Source organism: Streptomyces sp. NPDC054796 (assembly GCF_053611545.1).
In genome coordinates this window covers 130,766-148,255 of the sequence record NZ_JBSHAO010000019.1, presented here as the reverse complement: position 1 = coordinate 148,255, position 17,490 = coordinate 130,766, and the positions used below count along the sequence as shown (strand labels likewise).

Here is a 17,490-nt window from a genome sequence, read left to right as displayed (position 1 = left end):
GCCGCGTACCGGTCGGGTACGCGGCCACCACACCGGCCGTCGACGGTCAGGCGCGGCGGAGCGGGGAGCTGAGCTGCCCGACCAGGTCCCGGGTGCTGTCGCGGCGGCCCCAGGCGATGAAGGAGACGACCGCCAGCGTCACCAGCGGGCCCGCCAGCATGCCGCTCTTCAGCACCAGGACCTCGCTGATGGCGGCGCCCACCATCATCAGCGCGAAGGCGAAGGCCGCGGCACCGGCCAGGCGGGGGATCAGGAGGGCTATCCCGCCGACGAGTTCGGCGGTGGCGATGAAGTAGAGGAACCAGTCGCCGATCCCGAACTTGGCGAACGCCTCCACGGTCTCCTCGCTCGCCAGGTACTTGATCACCGCGCCGTTGAGCATGAGCGCGGCGGTGAGGATCTGGAACGTCCACAGCGCGATGTTCGTCTTGCGGCCGGGCCCGGCGGCAGCGGCGGGGGATGCGGGGGCGCCGGAAGCGGAGGATGCGGGGGTGGCGGCCGGGTCGGATGTCGGCGGTGTCATGGTGGTGTCCTCTCCAGGGCGTGTCGTGCCGTCGAAGAAGAGACCCGGGAAACGCGCGAAACTCATCGCCCGCCGCGCGGAGAGAACCGTCCGCCGCGCGGTCAGTCCAGGCCGCGTGCGCGACGGAAGCGGGCCAGTCCGTCGGCGAGGTCCACGAGGGGCTCCGGGTAGTCGAGCCCCTTGCGGCGTTCGTCGGGCAGCTTCCATGGCTGGTGGACGGCGGGCCCCTCGACGTCGGCGAGTTCGGGCACCCAGCGCCGCACGTACGTGCCGTCCGGATCGAAGCGCCGGGCCTGCGACAGCGGGTTGAGGACCCGGTTGGGGCGGGTGTCGGTGCCCGTGCCCGCCACCCACTGCCAGTTGAGCTGGTTGTTCGCGACGTCCCCGTCCACCAGCAGTTCCAGGAAGTGCCGGGCGCCGACGCGCCAGTCCACGTACAGCGTCTTCGTCAGGAAGCTCGCCGCCAGCAGCCGCCCCCTGTTGTGCATCCACCCCTCGTACCGCAACTGCCGCATCGCCGCGTCCACGACGGGATACCCTGTGCGCCCCTCCCGCCAGGCGTCGGCCTCCTCGCCGTCGCCGCGCCAGTTGTCGCGGTGGCCGCGGTACTCCTCGTGCGCGGACCCGGGCCGGGCCGCCAGCACCTGATGGTGGAAGTCACGCCAGGCCAACTGCCGTACGAACGCCTCGGCGCCCGCGCCGCCCGCCGAGCGCGCCCGGTGCACGAGTTCGACGGGCGAGAGCGTGCCGAAGTGCAGATGCGGCGAGAGCCGCGAGGTGGCGTCGCCCGCGAGGTCGTCGTGCCGTTCCTCGTACGCGTCCAGCGGGCCCTTGCGCCAGGCCGTGAACCGCCTGCGGCCCTCGGTCTCGCCGCCCTTGGCCACCCCCGGGGAGGCGCCCTTCACCCCGGACCGCGCGGGCACCCGCGCCGACCGCACCTCCTCGGGCACCCGCACCACCCGCGGCACCCCCATGACCGAGCGCTGCCCCTCCCGCTCCCAGCGCCGGAAGTACGGGGTGAAGACGGCGAAGTGGTCGCGGCCCTGCGGGGTCACGGCGCCCGGCGGGAGCGCGGTGACCACGGCGTCGTGGACCCACAGGCGGTGCCCCTGGCCCTCCAGCTCCTCGCGCAGCCGCTCCTCGCGGCGCAGTGCGTAGCCGCTGACGCCGCCCGCGACGTGGACGTCCCGCGCGCCGGTCTCCGCCGCGACCCGCGCCGTCTCGGCGACGGCATCCCCCTCGCGCACCACCAGCCGGCCGCCCCGCTCGCGCAGGCCCGCGTCGAGATCGGCCAGGCAGTCGGCGAGGAACGCGCGGCGGTTGGGTGCGTCGAATCCCGCGGCCCGCACCCCCTGGTCCACGACGAACAGCGGCACCACCTCGTCCGCGCCCGAGAGCGCGGCACGCAGCACGGGGTTGTCGTGCAGCCGCAGATCGGCGGTGAACAGGGCGAGGGCGACGCTCATGGGCTACTCCTGTGCGCGCCGCGTGTGCTCCGTGTGCCGCGCGCTCTGTGCGGGCGGCACGGACGGTATGCACGGCGCGTCCGGTATGGGTTCGTCACCCCCGTTCCTACCGGGATCGGGCTCCCCGGCGGGGGACGCCACGCGCGTCAGCTCGGCGTTGAACTGGGCGCCGGTCAGCAGCGCCAGGTTCGAGAACCACAGCCAGATCAGGAAGACGACGACGCCCGCGAGCGAGCCGTACAGGCGGCTGTACGCGGCGAAGTGGGAGGCGTACAGCGCGAAGCCCGCCGAGGCCACCAGCCACAGCAGCACGGCGAGGACCCCGCCAGGGGCGCCGTGGTACATCGCGCGGGAGACCGGCGGGCCCGAGCGGAAGAGCACGAGCACCAGCAGTGCCACCAGGCACAGCAGGAAGGGCCACTTCAGCAGGGACCAGGTGGCCGCGCCCGCCTCGCCCGTCCCGAACCAGCCGCCCAGCGTCCGCGCCAGCGGCCCGCTGACCACGAGCACCACGGCGCTGGTGACCAGCAGGGCCAGCAGTGCCAGGGCCGTCAGCACGATGAAGTGCGCCTTGCGCAGGGCCGGGCGGCTGTCCTTGACCCGGTGCATGCCGTGCAGGGCGCGACGGAAGACGGCGAGATAGCTGGAAGCCGACCACAGCGCGCTGACGGTGCCGGCGCCCGCCAGCAGCCAGAACGCGGACCGCTCGTGCGCCATGTCCTCCAGCGCGCCGCGCAGCGCGTGCCCCGCGTCGGCGGGGGCGAGGGACACGATCTGATCGATGAGGTCCTGCGTCGCCGCCGGGCTGGCCAGGCCGATGAGGGTGACGGTCACCAGCAGCGCGGGGAGCAGCGCGAGTATGGCGTAGTAGGTGAGGGCCGCGGCCCAGTCGGACACGTCGTCGTTCCAGATGGAGGCCGGGGTGCGGCGCAGGGCCGCACGATAGGCACCCGGCGCGGGCTTGAGCGACGGGTGCGGTGCCTGTGCGGGGGCGGCGGCGCGGCGGAGGACGCGGCGAGCGGTGTCCCGGCGGCGGGCGTGATCGGAGCCGGGGGCGGGGGCGGATGCGGACGCGGAGTCGGTGGCCGCCGTGTCGCCGGCACCCTCCGCCGTGCGCTCTCCGTCCGCACGTGCCGCGCCCGCGCCCGCTCCGTTCTCGTTCTTCTCCTCGCCCGCGTCCGCTCCGTCCGCGTTCTCCCCGTCCGCCCGTTCGCGTGTGCTCGCCGCCTGCTGCCGCGGCCCGCCGAGGCCCCTCACCTTGCCCGCCCTTCCGCAGGGGACGACTTACATGTCCTGCTCCGCCCCTGCACCTACCCGGCATCAGGCGAGCCACGATACGGGTGGGAGATCGTCCTCCGCCTCCGTCCCGAGGCTGTCAGCCTCGGGACTGAGACGCGGGCAGCCCCAGGCCCTTGGCCAGCTCGGGCCAGGAGTCGTGGAACTCCCGCTGCCAGTACGGCCACGCGTGCGCACCCCCGGTGTAGAGATCGACGGTGGCGGGGATGTCCAGGTCCTCCAGATGGTTGGTGAAGGACTTCGTGGTGGGCCACACGGAGCTTTCCAGGATCTTCCCGTCCAGCGGGTCGTCGTCTCCGCCGCCGACGATGCCGGTGCCCGCCGAGATGTACAGCTCGGTGCCCCGCAGCTTCTCGGCCTGCGCGTACGGGTCGCGGGCCTTCCAGTTGCCGCTCTGGAAGAGAGGGCTGCCCCACATGGACAGCGGGCTGAGCAGTTCGCGGGCCACGATCGCGAAGAGGAGGGTGGGTACCGAGGGGAGCCGGGTGTGCAGGATGCCGCTGTAGGCGGCGGCTGCCCCGAACATGCCGGGGTGGCGGGAGGCGAAGGCCATGGCGCCGTAGCCGCCCGTCGAGACTCCGGCGACGGCACGCGCGTCGCCCGCGCGGTAGCTCGCCTCCAGGATCGCGGTGACCTCCTCCAGGATGAACGCCTCGTAGTCGGGGCCGCCGCGCCCGCTGTTCCACCAGGCGGTGGGGATGCCCGTCGGGCCCGACTCCGGCATGACGGTGATGACGTCCTTGTCAGCGGTGAAGCTCTCGATGTCCGTCTCGCGCGTCCAGGAGGTGTAGTCGTCGTGCGCTCCCTGGAGGAGGTAGAGGACGGGCCAGGTGCGGTCGGGCCGGTCCTTCCAGCCGGTGGGGAGCAGCAGCCGCACGGGCAGGGTCTTGCCCACGGCCGGTGACTCGACCTTCAGCTCGACGGTGCGCTCGTCCGTCCACTCCTCGGAGACCACACGGGCGCCGCCCGCGACCGTGGTGCCGACAGCCGAGGACCCGCCGGAGGCGCGGGAAGCACCGCCCGGCGCGCCGGAGGCGGTGACGGGGAGGGCGCCGAGCCCCGCCGTCGTCACGAAGACGACGGCGAGCGCGACGGCGCGGGAGCGGCGCGGCGCGCGGTGACGGCCACGGGATCCGGGAACCGGGCACGGAGACGGAGACGGAGACGGGGACGGGGACGGGGACGGGGACGGGGCTGGCCGGGGCATGGCGGGGTCACCCTTCGAGGTAGGCGGTGAGGTGGCGGGCGAGGGTGTCGACGGCGGGCGGGTCGAGCAGGGAGAGGTGGTGCCCCTCCACGGGCACGACGGTGAGGTCGGAGCAGTACGCGTCCCAGCCCAGCGCCTCGTCCGTGCGTGTGTACCGCTCGTCCCGCACGCTGTGCGGCGCCTCCTGCGTCGCCCGCAGCAGGAGGGTGCGTCCCTCGTACGGGTGAGGCGTGTGCCGCTCGCCGCTGCGCAGGTCGAGGTACGAGGTGCGCTGGTGCTCCAGCACGGCGGCGGGCGGGTCGACGGCCTGTTCCAGTGCCTTGACGACCAGATCGACCTGGCCCGCGTCGTCCATGAGCGCGAGTTCCTCGTACGGGAGGGGCAGCGGGTGCCCGTACGTGGCCTCCACGTACTCCGCGAAGGCCGCGAACCTGCGGCGTGCCTCCGCCAGCGGCGGGAGCCCCGGCGCGGGGAGGGGCAGCACCGTGTCGATGAGGACGAGCGCGCTGACGGTGCCGCCCGCCTCGGTCAGCAGCCGCGCGGTCTCCTGCGCGAGCAGCCCGCCGTAGGACCAGCCGCCCAGCGTCCAGGGGCCCTCGGGCTCCGCCTCGCGGATGACCCGGGCGTACTCGTGGGCGCGTTCGGAGACCGAGGGCAGCTCGGGCAGCCGCTCCAGGCCGACGCATGGACGCCCCGGTTCGGGGGCGGCGCCGAGGCGCTGGGCGAGGGGGCGGTAGACGGCGGTGGTGCCGCCCGCCGGGTGGGCGAGGAAGAGGGGCGCTCGTGCGCCGCCCCCCGGCAGCGGGCGCAGGATGCCGGTACCGGTACCGGACCCCGCGCCCTCGCCCGTGCCCGTGTCCTCCAGGTACGGGCGCAGCCGTTCGGCGACCTTCTCGACGGTGGCGGGGCGCCGCAGCAGGGCGACGGGATCGGGGAGGGCCCCTGTCCGGTCGGCGAGGGCTTCGGCGAAGCGCTCGGCGAGGTCCGGGGTGACCTCGGTGCCGGGCGGCAACAGGTCCTGTTCCGCGCCCGGACTCTCACCGCCGAAGAGGGACTGCCAGGCGCGGGAGACGGCGCGTTCGGCGTCGTCGCGGGGAAGGACGCGCCCGGCGAAGGACCCGGCCCGTACCCGGACGGCGGCGGGCGCGGAAGCGGCGGCGGGCGACGGCGAGGGCGGGCCCGGAAGCACCGGCACCTGCACCGGCACCGGTTCCGCGCGCTCCCCGCTGTCCTCCGCCTCGCCCTCGGCCCCCACTTCGACCGTCGCCTCCGCGAGCCAGGCCGCGACGCCTTCGAGCGTCCCCTGCCGCAGCAGCACCTCCAGCGGAACGGTGATGTCGAACTCGCGCTCCACGAAGGTGCGGATGCGCGCGGCCATCAGGGAGTCGAGTCCGAACTCGCCCAGGGGCAGCCGTGGGTCGAGCTGTCCGGCCGCGAAGCCGAGGATCTGCGCCGCCCCCTCGGCCAGACGCTCCAGCACGGTGCGCGGCCCGGACACCCCGCGCTCCTCCCCCTCCTCCGCTCCCTCGCCCGCCGGAAGCGGCGCCGCGTCGAGCGGTTCGGGGTGCGGCCACGCGCCGGGCGCTCCGGGGTGGGCGGTGCCAGCCACCCGGCGCACCGGTGTCGGGACCCAGTGCGGCCGGTGCCGCCACGGCGGCGCCGGCACGTCGGCCACCCGCCCGCCCGGGTGGAGTTCCCCCGTGCGCGGCTCGGCGCCGTGTGCGTAGAGGGTGGCCAGCGCGGTGCGGAAGGTGCGCGCGTCGTCGCCGTCGCGCCGCAGCGTGGGCACGAGCAGCGAGGCACCGGCGTCCGCCGCGCGCAGTGTCTCGGAGAGCGGGTGGAGCTGGGTGGGGTGCGGGGAGATCTCGACGAAGGTGCGGTGCCCGTCCTCGGCCGCCGCCGTCACCGCCTGTGCGAAGCGCACGGGTCGCCGCAGGTTGGCGGCCCAGTAGTCGGCGTCGAAGACCGGGGGCTCGGGCGCCGCGGGGTCGCGGGAGGAGTCCGGCACCGTCGGGTCCAGCACCGTCGAGTAGAAGGGCACGGCAGGGGTCCGGGGACGCAAGTCCGCCAGCCCCGCCGTCAGTTCCGGCAGCAGCGGATCGACGTGCGGGGAGTGCCCGGCCACCGTGACCGGCAGCGCGCGGGCGAGCCCGCCGCGCTCGGTGACGTGCCGGACGATGCCGTCGATGTCCTGGTCGGAGCCGGTGACGACGCACTGCGTCGGCGAGGCGTGCACGGCCAGTTCGACGGTGGGGAAGCGTTCGGCGAGGGCCCTCACCTCCGCCGCCGCCAGCTCGACGGCGGCCATCGCGCCGCCTGTCAGCCGTGCGAGCAGCCGCGAGCGCAGCGCGATGACGCGCGCCCCGTCCTCCGCGTCCAGCCCGCCCGCCGCGACGGCCGCGGCCACCTCGCCCATGGAGTGCCCGACGACGGCCGCGGGCTCCACCCCGTGGGCCCGCCACAGCTCGGCGAGGGCCGCCTGGATGCCGAAGAGCACGGGCATCACGACATCGGTCGTCGTCAGCTCGGCTTCGGGGCGCAGGTGTTCGCGCAGGGAGAGACCGGCGTGTGCGCGCAGCAGCGGTTCCAGCCGGTCGACGGCGGCGGCGAAGGCGGGCTCGGCCGCCAGCAGCCGCCGTGCCATGCCGGGCCACTGCGAGCCGTAGCCGGAGAAGACCCACACGGGCCCGCCCGTGTGGCGCAGCGCGAGTTGCCCGTCGCCGACCCCGGCCAGCGATGTGGGGCGTCCCTCGGCGTACGCGCTCAGCGCCTCGGCCGCCTCACCCGCCCCGCCCGCGACGACGGCGGCGCGGAAGCGGCCACGCCCGGTGCGTCCGGCGAGGGTGCGGCCCAGGTCGTACGGGTGTGTCGCGCGCCCGCGCGGGGTGCCGAGCCACTCGGCGAGCCGCGCCGCGTACTCCCTGGTGCGGTCCTCGGTGGGCCCGTCGAGGAGCAGCAGCGCGGGCGCGCGGCCCTCCCGGTCACGCGCCTGGTCACGCGCGCGCCGCTCTTCCGTGCCGGTGTCCCCGTGCGGCGCAGGGCGCGCGGAGGGCCGGTGCTCCTGGAGGACGACGTGTGCGTTGGTGCCGCCGAAGCCGAAGGCGGAGACGCCCGCCGTGGCCGTGCCGGAGTAGCGGGGCCAGGGCTCGGGGTCCGCGGCGACGCGCAGGCCCAGCGCCTCGAAGTCGATGTGCGGGCTGGGCCGCTGGAAGTGGAGGCTGGGCGGGATCTCGTCGCGGTGCAGCGCGAGCACCGTCTTCACGAACCCGGCGATCCCCGCCGCTGCCTCCAGGTGGCCGATGTTGGTCTTGACGGAGCCGATGAGCAGCGGCTTGTCGGCGTCGCGGCCCGCGCCGAGCCGCGCCCCGAGCGCGCCCGCCTCGATGGGGTCGCCGAGCGCGGTGCCGGTGCCGTGCGCCTCGACGTAGTCGATGTCCTGCGGCGCCACGGGCGAACCGCACGCGCGGGTGTGGGCGCGGGCGAGGAGGGCGCGCTGTGCCTCGGAGTTGGGCGCGAGCAGCCCGTTGGAGCGGCCGTCGGAGTTGACGGCGCTGGAGCGGATGACGGCGAGCACGCGGTCGCCGTCGCGCTCGGCGTCGGACAGCCGCTTGAGCACGGCCACGGCACATCCCTCGCCGCGCACCATGCCCCCGGCGTCGGCGTCGAAGGCGCGGCAGCGGCCCTCGGGGTTGAGCGCTCCCATCCGCTGGAAGGCGAGGGTGATCGCGGGCGCGAGGAGCAGATTGACGCCGCCGGCCAGCGCGGTGTCGCTCTCGTGGCCGGTGAGGCTGCGCACGGCGTGGTGTACGGCGACGAGCGAGGAGGAGCAGGCGGTGTCGAGCGCGAGGCTGGGGCCGCGCAGGTCGAGCGCGTAGGAGAGGCGGTTGGCGGCGATGCTCAGTGCCGCGCCGGGCGGGGTCCAGGCGTCCACGGCGCCGAGTTCGGCCGTGGTGAGCTGCGCGTACTCGTTGCCGCTGATGCCGATGAAGACGCCCGTCGCGGTTCCGGCGAGCGCGGAGGCGGGGACGGCCGCGTGGTCGAGTGCCTCGCGGGCGACCTCCAGCACGAGGCGCTGCTGGGGGTCCATGACGGCGGCCTCGCGGGGCGGGATGCCGAAGAACTCGGCGTCGAAGCCCGCGACGTCGTCGAGGAAGCCACCGTGACGGCTGACCTCCCTCGTCTCGTCCGGGGTGCTGAAGGGGTCCCAGCGGCCCTCGGGGACGACGGTGACGGCGTCGCGGCCCTCGCTGAGCAGTTGCCAGAACTCGTCGGGGCCGCTCGCGCCAGGGACGCGGCAGCCCAGCCCGACGACGGCAACGGCCTCGGGGCCGTGCCCGTCGCCCGCGCCGTCCGGTGCGGGTGCTGGTACCGGTACCAGCACCGATCCCGCTCCCGGCCCCGAGGCCGAGGCCGGGGCGGAGGAGCCGGAGGCGGCTGCCCGCGCCGCGCCCCCGGTCTCCTCCGCCCCGCTCCCCTCCGCCAGCCGCCGCCTGAGCTGGGCCAGGGTCGGGAAGTCCCAGAGCAGCGTGGCGGGCAGGGGCTCTCCGGTGAGCAGGCTCAGCTCGGCCGCGATGGACACCGCGTCGGCGGAGGCGAGGCCGAGTTCAGCGAACGGACGGTCGTCGGTGATCTCCTCGGGCCGCAGCCCGTAGCGCTCGCACAGCCTGGTGACGACCGTGACGCGCAGCAGCTCCTCGCGCGGCACCCGGTCGCCGGTCAGCACGGTCATCGCAGGCTCCCCTCCAGATAGCGCTCCCGGCAGGCGGCGCGGGAGACCTTGCCGCTCGAGGTGCGCGGTATCGCACCGGGCGCCACCAGCCGGAAGTCGGCCAGCCGCACCCCGTGCCCCGTCGAGACGACGGCGCGGGCCGCGTCAGCCGCCGTGGCGCTGTCGCACTCGCCGCCCTGCTCGGCGTCGCGGCCCCGCTCGGCGACGACGACCAGGCGCTCGGCGCCGTCCTCGCCGGGGACGGTGAAGGCGGCGGCGCGGTCGCGGCGCACGACGGCCAGTTCGCGCTGGACGGTCTCCTCGATGTCCTGCGGGTAGTGGTTGCGCCCGTCGATGATGATCAGGTCCTTGAGCCGCCCGGTGACCAGCAGCGCGCCCTCGTGCAGTGCCCCGAGGTCGCCGGTGCGCAGCCAGCGGCCCTCCTCGCCCGCCAGCGTGGCGGCGAAGGTCTCGGCGCTCTGCTCGGGACGGTTCCAGTAGCAGGCGCCGATGTTGGGCCCCTGGAGCCAGATCTCGCCGACCTCCCCGTCGGGCACGGCCGTGCCGCGCTCCGCGTCCACGATGCGCAGCCGCTGCCCGACGGGCGCGCCACAGGTCACCACCGGCAGCGCCGACGCGTCGCTCTCATCGACGGGCACCGCCTTGCCCTCGTTCAGCGCGGCGCGGTCGACGGCGAGCCGCGACGGCGGCGCGTCGAAGGGGTCGGCGCACACGAAGACGGTGGCCTCGGCCAGCCCGTAGGAGGGGCAGTGGGCCTCGGCACGCAGCCCGCAGGGCCCGAACGCCTCACGGAAGCGGGTGACGGTGGAGGGGCGCACGGGCTCGCTGCCGTTGATGAGCACGCGGACGCGCGTCAGGTCCAGCTCCGCCTTCTCGTCCTCGGTGACGCGGGAGGCGCAGTAGTCGTACGCGAAGTTGGGCGCCGCCCCGACGACGCCCGGGTAGCGGGACATCAGCCGCAGCCAGCGCACGGGGCGCACCAGGAAGGAGACCGGGTCCATGAGCACGGACGGGAAGCCGCCGAACACGGGCGCGGCGACGCTCAGCACGAGGCCCATGTCGTGGAAGAGGGGCAGCCAGCTCACGGTGGTCGTCGCGTCGGCGTCGCGCGCGTAGACCGCGACGGCCTGGGAGGCGTTGGCGACGACGTTGCGGTGCGTCAGTGCCACCCCGGCGGGGACGCGGGTGGACCCTGAGGTGTACTGGAGGTAGGCGACGTCCCCCGGCCCCGCCCTGCGCTCGACGGGCGGCTCCCACGCGGTGGACGGCAGCCCGTCGACGGTGAGCACGGGCGGCGCGCCGCGCTGCTGCTGCTCCTGCTGCTGCGCGAGGAAGTGGCGCACCGTCTCCAGCGATCCGGAGTCGGTGAGCACGCAGGCGGGTTCGCAGTCGGCGAGTACGGCGGCGAGCCGCCCCTCGTGTCCGGGGAGGTCCGGGGTGAACAGGGGGACCGCCACCACGCCCGCGTACAGGCAGCCGAGGAACGCGGCGACGTAGTCGAGCCCCTGCGGCAGCAGCAGCGCCGCACGGTCGCCGGGCAGCGCCGCGCGCTCCAGCCTCTCCGCCACGGCGAGGGCACGGCCGCGCAGGCCGCTCCAGGTGAGCGATCTGTGCGTGCCCGCCGAGGCGTGGTCGCCGAACTCGACGGCCGTGAAGGCCCGTCGGGCTCCGCGCTGTCCGGCTCCGGCCCAGTGGTCCAGCAGATCGGTGAGCCGTTGATCCTGTGGGGAAGATGCGGGGGGCATGAAAAGGTCCTCCACGTTACGGGGACACCCAGGCTCACCAGGCAAAGGGACCGAGCAAATAGCGGCAATTGACAAATCTGCCGGTGGCGCCTGTGAAGCGGATGCTGAGTGAACCCTGTTTTCCCAGGTCAGCGGCCTTCCATAAATTCTGATGAAGCGTCACGGATAATTCTCACACCGTTCCCCAGATCGTTTCCCGCGTGCTTACCCGAGTGACAAAGGCGGCGGTTCCCTTTGTCACCGGGGCGGAAAATGCCGCGCGAGGGGGCGCCGGACGGCGCGCGGGGGCCTAGAGTCCGCGTGCGGGCCCGCCGCCCCTCGCCCCGTCTTCGCCCCGCCTGCTCCGCCCGCCCCTCCGCCTTCCGTCCGTCTCCGGTCTCCAAGGAGCGCCGCCCGTGGGCCGTGCGCGCGCGTTCGCCGTGCTGGCGATGGTCGCCCTGTCCGGCTTCGTCGCGATGCTGGACAACACCGTCGTCCACGTCGCGCTGCCCTCGCTCCAACGCGAACTGCACCTCTCCCCCGAGGAGTTGGAGTGGGTGGCCATCAGCTACGTGCTCAGCTTCTCCACCCTGATGCTGCTGTGCGGGCGCCTGTGCGACCTCGTCGGGCGGCGCCTCGTCCTGGTCGTCGGACTCCTCGTGTTCACCACCGCCTCCGCGCTCGCCGGACTCGCGGACAGCGGCGCCGCGCTGATCGCGGCGCGCACCGTGCAGGGCGCGGGCGCGGCGTGTGTGATCCCGGCGTCGCTCGCCGTCGTGGCCGGCGACATACCGGAGAAGCGGCGCACCTTCGCCATCGGGGTGTGGACGGCCGCGCTCGCCGTCGCGCTGGCCTCGGGGCCCGTCGTCGGCGGCGTCGTGACCGAGCACTGGGGCTGGGAGTGGGTGTTCCTGCTGAACCTGCCCTTCGGTGTGACGGCCGCGCTGCTCGCCCTCGCGGTACCGGCGCCCACGCGCGATACGCGCCGCGTGGGCGAGCTGCTGCGGGTGCTCGACGTGCCGGGGGTGCTGCTGTCCGGCACGGCGCTGTACTTCCTCACCTACGGGCTCGTCGAGGGCGGCGAGAAGGGGTTCCGCACGGACCCCGTACCGCTGTGCCTCACCGTCGCCGCCGTGACCGGCCTCGCCTTCCTCGCTGTGGAAGCCCGCACGTTCCTGCCGCTGGTCGACCTGCGGGCCTTCCGGGTGCGCACCCTCTCCGGGGGTGTGGTCGCGCAGATGCTGTGGGGAGTGGGCCTGAACGGGGTCTTCTTCTTCACCTCCCTCTACCTCCAGCGCATCCTGGACTTCTCCCCCACCGAGGCCGGGCTGGTCTTCCTGCCGCTGGCGGTGGTGCTGCTGGCGGTGACCCCTGCGGCGGAACCGCTCTCCAAGCGGCTGGGCGCGCACCGGGTCATCGCCGCCGGTCTCGGCATGGTCGCGTGCGGCCTGTTGCTCGTGTCCATGGCGGGCGGCGACGCCACCTACGCGGGCCTCCAGCCCGGGCTGGTCCTCATGGGGGTGGGCTCGGCGTTCACCGCGCCCATGACGGTGGCGGCGCTCGCCGACGTGCCCGAGAGCCGTTCGGGGACGGCATCGGGGCTGGTCAGCACGGCGCGCGAGGTGTCGGGCGTGTTCGGGATCGTCGTGGTCGGCGTGGTGCTCGCCCGTCGCCAGCGCGATGTCCTGGGCGACGGGGGTACTCCCGACGCGGCGTTCCTCGACGGCTACGAGACGGGGTTGCGGCTGGCCGCACTGCTGGTCCTGAGCGGTTCGCTCGTGGCGCTGACCACGCTACGACGCACGGGCCGCCACCGCACCCTTCGCGGGGTGCGGAAGGAAACGCAGGGTTCCCCCTACACCGATTGCGCCCCTTCACGGGGTGCACGGTGAAGGCCACACGGGGTGCACGGTTCTTGCAGGGGTGCGCCTTGGCTGGTGCCCCTTTGGGGTTGCGTGCGCGTGCTGCGGGCCGGTGGCACGGGTTGTGCCCACCCGTCCCGCCTGCGGGACGATTGCCCACAACATTTGGGTGCCGTCGCCCTGCGGTACGGGGCCGGGTGCGGGCCGGTGGCTGCGGCGCGGCGTGTGGTGACGGTGCGACGCGGCTGGCGCCGCGTGATTCATGGTTTCGGCCGTGGATATGGGGTGCCTGTGTGGTGGGGGTCGGCGCCGCGCCGGGGTGTCTCCTCGGGCGTAAAGGTCTCACTTTCGGCTCTCCGCCGGTGACTTGCTCGCCCTGCGGGGACCCCCCGCCACACCACCTCCCGGTCGCGGCCAACTCCCGGCCGGTGACCTCCACTGTTGTGAAACGGCGCCCCACTGTTGTGCCCACCACCGGCCCGCAGTCGCGAACGAAACCCCAAAGGGGCACCCCCGGGCTGCGCACCCCCGACAGGGGGCGTTGCGCGGGACGGTCGCCCTGTGAAGTGGGGACCGCAGGTCCCGCGCCGGGGGTGGGCATTGGCCCACCCGGAGTGGCAGTGGGCCACCGGCGGGACGGGGACGCGGTGGGGTGTCCCCGCAGGTCGAGAAAGTCACCGGCGGAGAGCCGAAAGCGAGACCTTCACGCCGAGGAGACACCCCACCGCGGCACCGGACACCCAAGAACACGTATCCCACACGGCCACCGTCAGGCACCAAGAATCACGCGGCGCCAGCCGCGACGTACCCGCACCACACGCCGCGCCGAAGCCACCCACCCGCACCCGACCGGCGACGGCACACCAAAATGTTGTGGGCAATCGTCCCGCAAGGCGGGACGGGTGGGCACAACCCGTGCCACCGGCCCGCAACACGCGAACGAACCCAAAGGGGCACCAGGGAAGGCGCACCCCCGCAAGAAACAGGCACCCCGTGTGGCCATCACCCCGCACCCCGTGAAGGGGCACACCACGGTGAAGGGCGAACCCCTCGTTTCCTTCGCAGCCCCGTGAAGGGGCACGCCGACCTGCGAGGGCTCGCCATGTGGGCGAGGATAAGGAAATGTTGCTGGCTGACGTCGCGCGGGCCTCGCAGGAGATCGCGGAGTCCTCCGCCCGTACGGAGAAGATCGCCCTGCTCGCGAGCCTCTTCCGCGAGGCGGAACCCGCCGAGGTACCGGTGGTGGTGACCTACCTCGCGGGGCGGCTGCCACAGCGCCGCACCGGCGTCGGCTGGAGCACCCTCAAGGAACCGGTGTCTCCTGCCGCCGCACCCAGCCTCACCGTGCCGGACGTCGACGCCGCCCTGGACCGTATCGCCGCCGTGAACGGCAAGGGCGCCCAGGCGGAGCGCAGACGCCTGGTCGTGGAGCTGATGGGCGCCGCCACCGCGGAGGAGCAGCACTTTCTGCTGAGGTTGCTCGGCGGGGAGCTGCGGCAGGGGGCGCTGGACGCGTTCGCCGTGGAGGGGCTGTCGTCGGCGGTGGGCGCCGAGCCCGGCGAGGTGCGGCGCGCGGTGATGCTGGGCGGCTCGCTGGGCGCCGTCGCGCGGGCGCTGCTGGAGCGCGGTACGGCGGCGCTGGAGGACTTCCGCCTGGAGGTGGGCCGCCCCGTGCTGCCCATGCTGGCGCAGACGGCGAAGGACGTGGACGAGGCCGTGGAGCGGCTGGGGCCGTGCGCCGTGGAGGAGAAGCTCGACGGCATCCGGGTGCAGGTGCACAAGGACGGCGGGCGCGTTCGGATCTACACCCGCACCCTGGACGAGATCACCGACCGGCTCCCTGAGGTGGTCGCCGCCACGGAGCTTCTGGAGGCGGAGCGCGCCGTGCTCGACGGCGAGGTCATCGCGCTGGACGAGGAGGGCAGGCCGCGGCCGTTCCAGGAGGTGTCCTCGCGGGTCGGCTCACGTCTGGATGTGACGGCGGCGCAGGCGTCGCTGCCCGTGTCGCCCGTCTTCTTCGACCTGCTCTTCCTCGACGGCGCCGACCTCCTGGATCTCCCCGCGCACGAGCGCCACGCCGCACTCGCCCGTGCGGTGCCCGCGCCGCTGCGCGTGCGCCGGGTGGCCGTTTCCGACCCGGAGGACGACCAACTTCGGGAAGCGGCGCGGGAGTTCGCTGACGACGTGCTGGTGCGCGGGCACGAGGGCGTGGTCGTGAAGGGGCTGGACTCCACCTATGGTGCCGGGCGCCGGGGTGCTTCCTGGCTGAAGGTGAAGCCCGTGCACACTCTCGATCTCGTGGTGCTCGGCGCCGAGTGGGGGCACGGTCGCCGTACCGGCAAGCTCTCCAACCTCCATCTCGGGGCCCGTCGCGCCGACGGTTCCTTCGCCATGCTCGGCAAGACCTTCAAGGGCCTCACGGACACTCTTCTGGCCTGGCAGACGGAACGTCTCCAGGAGGTCGCGGTGACGCGTGAGCGGTGGGGTGTGACGGTGCGGCCCGAGCTGGTCGTCGAGATCGCCTTCGACGGTGTGCAGCGCTCGACGCGGTACCCGGAGGGTGTGACACTGCGCTTCGCGCGCGTGCTGCGCTACCGCGACGACAAGGCTCCGGCCGAGGCCGACACCGTTGAGGCGGTCCGCGCCCATCTGCGCTGACCGCGCCGCACGCCTACTCCGCCGGAGCCACCCGGCGGGGCGCCACTCCAGGTGGTCAAGGACTACATCGAGAACCAGAAGCGGCCCCACTGAGCGCGGCTGTCCCCGGGGAGCGTTCCGAAGCGATGCTGCGGCGCTCCGCGCCGCAGAGCTCAGGACCGGATTCCCTCCCCGCCCGAAGGCGGGAGGGAATCCGCGGAAGAGGGATGGAGTCCTCCACCGACACACGTTGCCGCCCCGTGGCACTGGTGAGCGTGGTCGTCGAGGTCACCGTCCGGGTCGTGGGCTGGGACCTCCTTGCGATCGTAGGCGCCCGGGGGCGGGGAGGCCCGTCGGCACCGCGCCGACGCGACGGGGTTACGCTCGCCGCGTGAACGGGAGGGACGCGCGGAGGGATCGGGACATGACGTCGTCATCGCGGGAGCGGTCGCGGGAACAGGAGCCGGGGCCGGACCGGGAGCACCCCGGTGCGGGGCCCGCTTCGTGCTGCGCTCCGTCGGCTCCGACGTCCGGTGCGTCCGCCACGTCCGGCACGTCCGCGTCCGTCGGCCGCACGAGCCTCGCGCACGTCATCCGGGCCCCGGCGCGGCGGCTGCCCGCTGCCGAGGGGCGGGGAAAGATGGTGGCCCTCCCCGGCGGCACGTTCCGCATGGGCAACGAGGACGAGGCCGCGAACCCCGGCGACGGCGAGGGACCCGTACGCGAGGTCACCGTCGAGGCGTTCCGCATCGACCCGCAGACGGTGACGAACACGCGGTTCGCGGCGTTCGTGAAGGACACGGGCTATGTGACGAGCGCCGAACGCTTCGGCTGGTCGTACGTGTTCGCGGGGCTGCTGGACCCCTCCGTGGTCCGGTCCACCCCACCGGCCGACGGCACACCGTGGTGGCGCGGCGTGGAGGGCGCGTACTGGCGGGCCCCGGAGGGCCCCGGCAGCTCCGTCGGGGACCGGGCGCGGCACCCGGTCGTGCATGTGAGCTGGGAGGACGCCGCCGCGTTCGCCGCGTGGGCGGGCAAGCGGCTGCCGACGGAGGCGGAGTGGGAGTACGCGGCCCGCGGCGGCCTCGACCAGGCCCGCTACCCGTGGGGCGACGAGCTGACGCCGCGCGGCAGGTGGCGCTGCAACATCTGGCAGGGCCGCTTCCCCGTCGTCAACACGGCGGAGGACGGCCACATCGGGACCGCGCCCGCCGACGCGTACCGGCCCAACGGGTACGGGCTCTACAACACCGTCGGCAACGTGTGGGAGTGGTGCGCGGGTCCCTTCGGGGCCGAGGACGAGGAGCGGCGGGCGATGCGTGGCGGCTCGTACCTGTGCCACGACTCGTACTGCAACCGCTACCGCGTCGCGGCGCGCACGGGCAACACCCCGGACTCCAGCACCGGCAACCTGGGCTTCCGCTGCGTCCAGTGACCGGACACCGTGCGACCGGCACGGAGGTGTGTTCGGCCGGTCAGCCGACGACGCTGCCGAGGCGGCCCTCCAGCACGACCAGGAGTTCGCCCAGCGCCGAGGACAGTTCCTGTCTGCGCGCACCGTCGAGCCCGGCGAGCAGGGCCGCCTCGTAGCCGAGCTGTTCCGGCAGCAGCCGGTCGATCAGCTCGCTGCCCGCCTCGGTGAGCGAGAGGTGCGCGACGCGGCGGTCGCGTTCGTCGGGGCGTCGTACGACGAGGCCGCGGCGTTCCAGTTCCTTGAGCCGTTTGGTGACCGCGGCGCCCGAGGCGAAGGTCTCCCGTGCGATGCGGCCCGGGGTCAGTTCCCTGTCCACGCGGCGCAGGGTGCCGAGGATGTCGAACTCGGCGCGGGTCAGCCCCTCCTGGCTGAGTGGTGCCTCGGCCGCCTGCTGGAGCAGCGCCGCGCAGCGGTTGAGCCTGCCGATCACGGCCATGGGGGCCGTGTCCAGGCCCGGGTGGACGCGTTGCCACTGCCGTAGCACCCCCGCGACCACGTCCTCGTCGTTCCGTTCCCCGTCCCGTTCCCCGTTCACGGTCTCTCCTCTCACCGCCCGCCATTCTCCCGCCTGT

The 17,490-nt window shown here is 74.1% G+C and carries 10 protein-coding genes; 3 read left to right on the top strand and 7 right to left on the bottom strand.

The window, feature by feature from the left end; translation table 11 throughout:
- Positions 1-46: 46 nt before the first annotated feature.
- The 6 genes from ACWGJ2_RS18365 to ACWGJ2_RS18340 form a co-directional block, all read right to left on the bottom strand.
- Positions 47-523: a DoxX family protein gene (locus tag ACWGJ2_RS18365; protein ID WP_453347137.1), complete on the bottom strand. Its 477-nt coding sequence runs from the start codon at positions 521-523 to the stop codon at positions 47-49.
- 101 nt (positions 524-624) lie between these two features.
- Positions 625-1,989, bottom strand: coding sequence for a cryptochrome/photolyase family protein (locus tag ACWGJ2_RS18360; RefSeq protein ID WP_453347136.1), 1,365 nt, complete (start codon positions 1,987-1,989; stop codon positions 625-627).
- A gap of 3 nt (positions 1,990-1,992) precedes the next feature.
- Entirely contained in the window at positions 1,993-2,922 is a 930-nt protein-coding gene (locus ACWGJ2_RS18355; RefSeq protein ID WP_453347151.1) for a YihY/virulence factor BrkB family protein, read from the bottom strand.
- A 442-nt stretch (positions 2,923-3,364) separates the two neighbouring features.
- A complete protein-coding gene (locus ACWGJ2_RS18350) occupies positions 3,365-4,357 on the bottom strand; it encodes an alpha/beta hydrolase (protein WP_453347135.1) in 993 nt (330 codons plus the stop codon).
- Positions 4,358-4,499: 142 nt separating this feature from the next.
- On the bottom strand, positions 4,500-9,221 hold the full coding sequence (locus ACWGJ2_RS18345) for an acyltransferase domain-containing protein (RefSeq protein ID WP_453347134.1): 4,722 nt from the start codon (positions 9,219-9,221) through the stop codon (positions 4,500-4,502).
- Complete coding sequence (locus tag ACWGJ2_RS18340; RefSeq protein ID WP_453347133.1) at positions 9,218-10,966, bottom strand: fatty acyl-AMP ligase; 1,749 nt, start codon at positions 10,964-10,966, stop codon at positions 9,218-9,220. The genes ACWGJ2_RS18345 and ACWGJ2_RS18340 overlap by 4 nt, the downstream gene beginning before the upstream one ends.
- Positions 10,967-11,361: 395 nt before the next feature.
- On the opposite strand from ACWGJ2_RS18340, the gene ACWGJ2_RS18335 reads away from it, so the two are divergent.
- The 3 genes from ACWGJ2_RS18335 (at position 11,362) to ACWGJ2_RS18325 (ending at position 16,879) form a co-directional block, all read left to right on the top strand.
- Positions 11,362-12,837 carry an MFS transporter gene (locus ACWGJ2_RS18335; RefSeq protein ID WP_453347132.1) on the top strand — a complete coding sequence of 492 codons (1,476 nt, stop codon included), beginning with the start codon at positions 11,362-11,364 and terminating at the stop codon, positions 12,835-12,837.
- Positions 12,838-13,929: 1,092 nt separating this feature from the next.
- On the top strand, positions 13,930-15,465 hold the full coding sequence (locus tag ACWGJ2_RS18330) for an ATP-dependent DNA ligase (protein WP_453347131.1): 1,536 nt from the start codon (positions 13,930-13,932) through the stop codon (positions 15,463-15,465).
- A gap of 403 nt (positions 15,466-15,868) precedes the next feature.
- On the top strand, positions 15,869-16,879 hold the full coding sequence (locus tag ACWGJ2_RS18325; RefSeq protein WP_453347130.1) for a formylglycine-generating enzyme family protein: 1,011 nt from the start codon (positions 15,869-15,871) through the stop codon (positions 16,877-16,879).
- A 40-nt stretch (positions 16,880-16,919) separates the two neighbouring features.
- Here the strand turns inward: ACWGJ2_RS18325 and ACWGJ2_RS18320 are convergent, their stop codons facing one another.
- Positions 16,920-17,453 carry a MarR family winged helix-turn-helix transcriptional regulator gene (locus ACWGJ2_RS18320; RefSeq protein ID WP_453347129.1) on the bottom strand — a complete coding sequence of 178 codons (534 nt, stop codon included), beginning with the start codon at positions 17,451-17,453 and terminating at the stop codon, positions 16,920-16,922.
- Positions 17,454-17,490: the final 37 nt, after the last annotated feature.

Bases quoted from the DNA above. Each gene is read 5' to 3' on its own strand.
- ACWGJ2_RS18365 (WP_453347137.1), bottom strand. From the start codon at position 523: ATGACACCGCCGACATCCGACCCGGCCGCCACCCCCGCATCCTCCGCT.
- ACWGJ2_RS18360 (WP_453347136.1), bottom strand. From the start codon at position 1,989: ATGAGCGTCGCCCTCGCCCTGTTCACCGCCGATCTGCGGCTGCACGAC.
- ACWGJ2_RS18345 (WP_453347134.1), bottom strand. From the start codon at position 9,221: ATGACCGTGCTGACCGGCGACCGGGTGCCGCGCGAGGAGCTGCTGCGC.
- ACWGJ2_RS18340 (WP_453347133.1), bottom strand. From the start codon at position 10,966: ATGCCCCCCGCATCTTCCCCACAGGATCAACGGCTCACCGATCTGCTG.
- ACWGJ2_RS18330 (WP_453347131.1), top strand. From the start codon at position 13,930: ATGTTGCTGGCTGACGTCGCGCGGGCCTCGCAGGAGATCGCGGAGTCC.
- ACWGJ2_RS18325 (WP_453347130.1), top strand. From the start codon at position 15,869: ATGACGTCGTCATCGCGGGAGCGGTCGCGGGAACAGGAGCCGGGGCCG.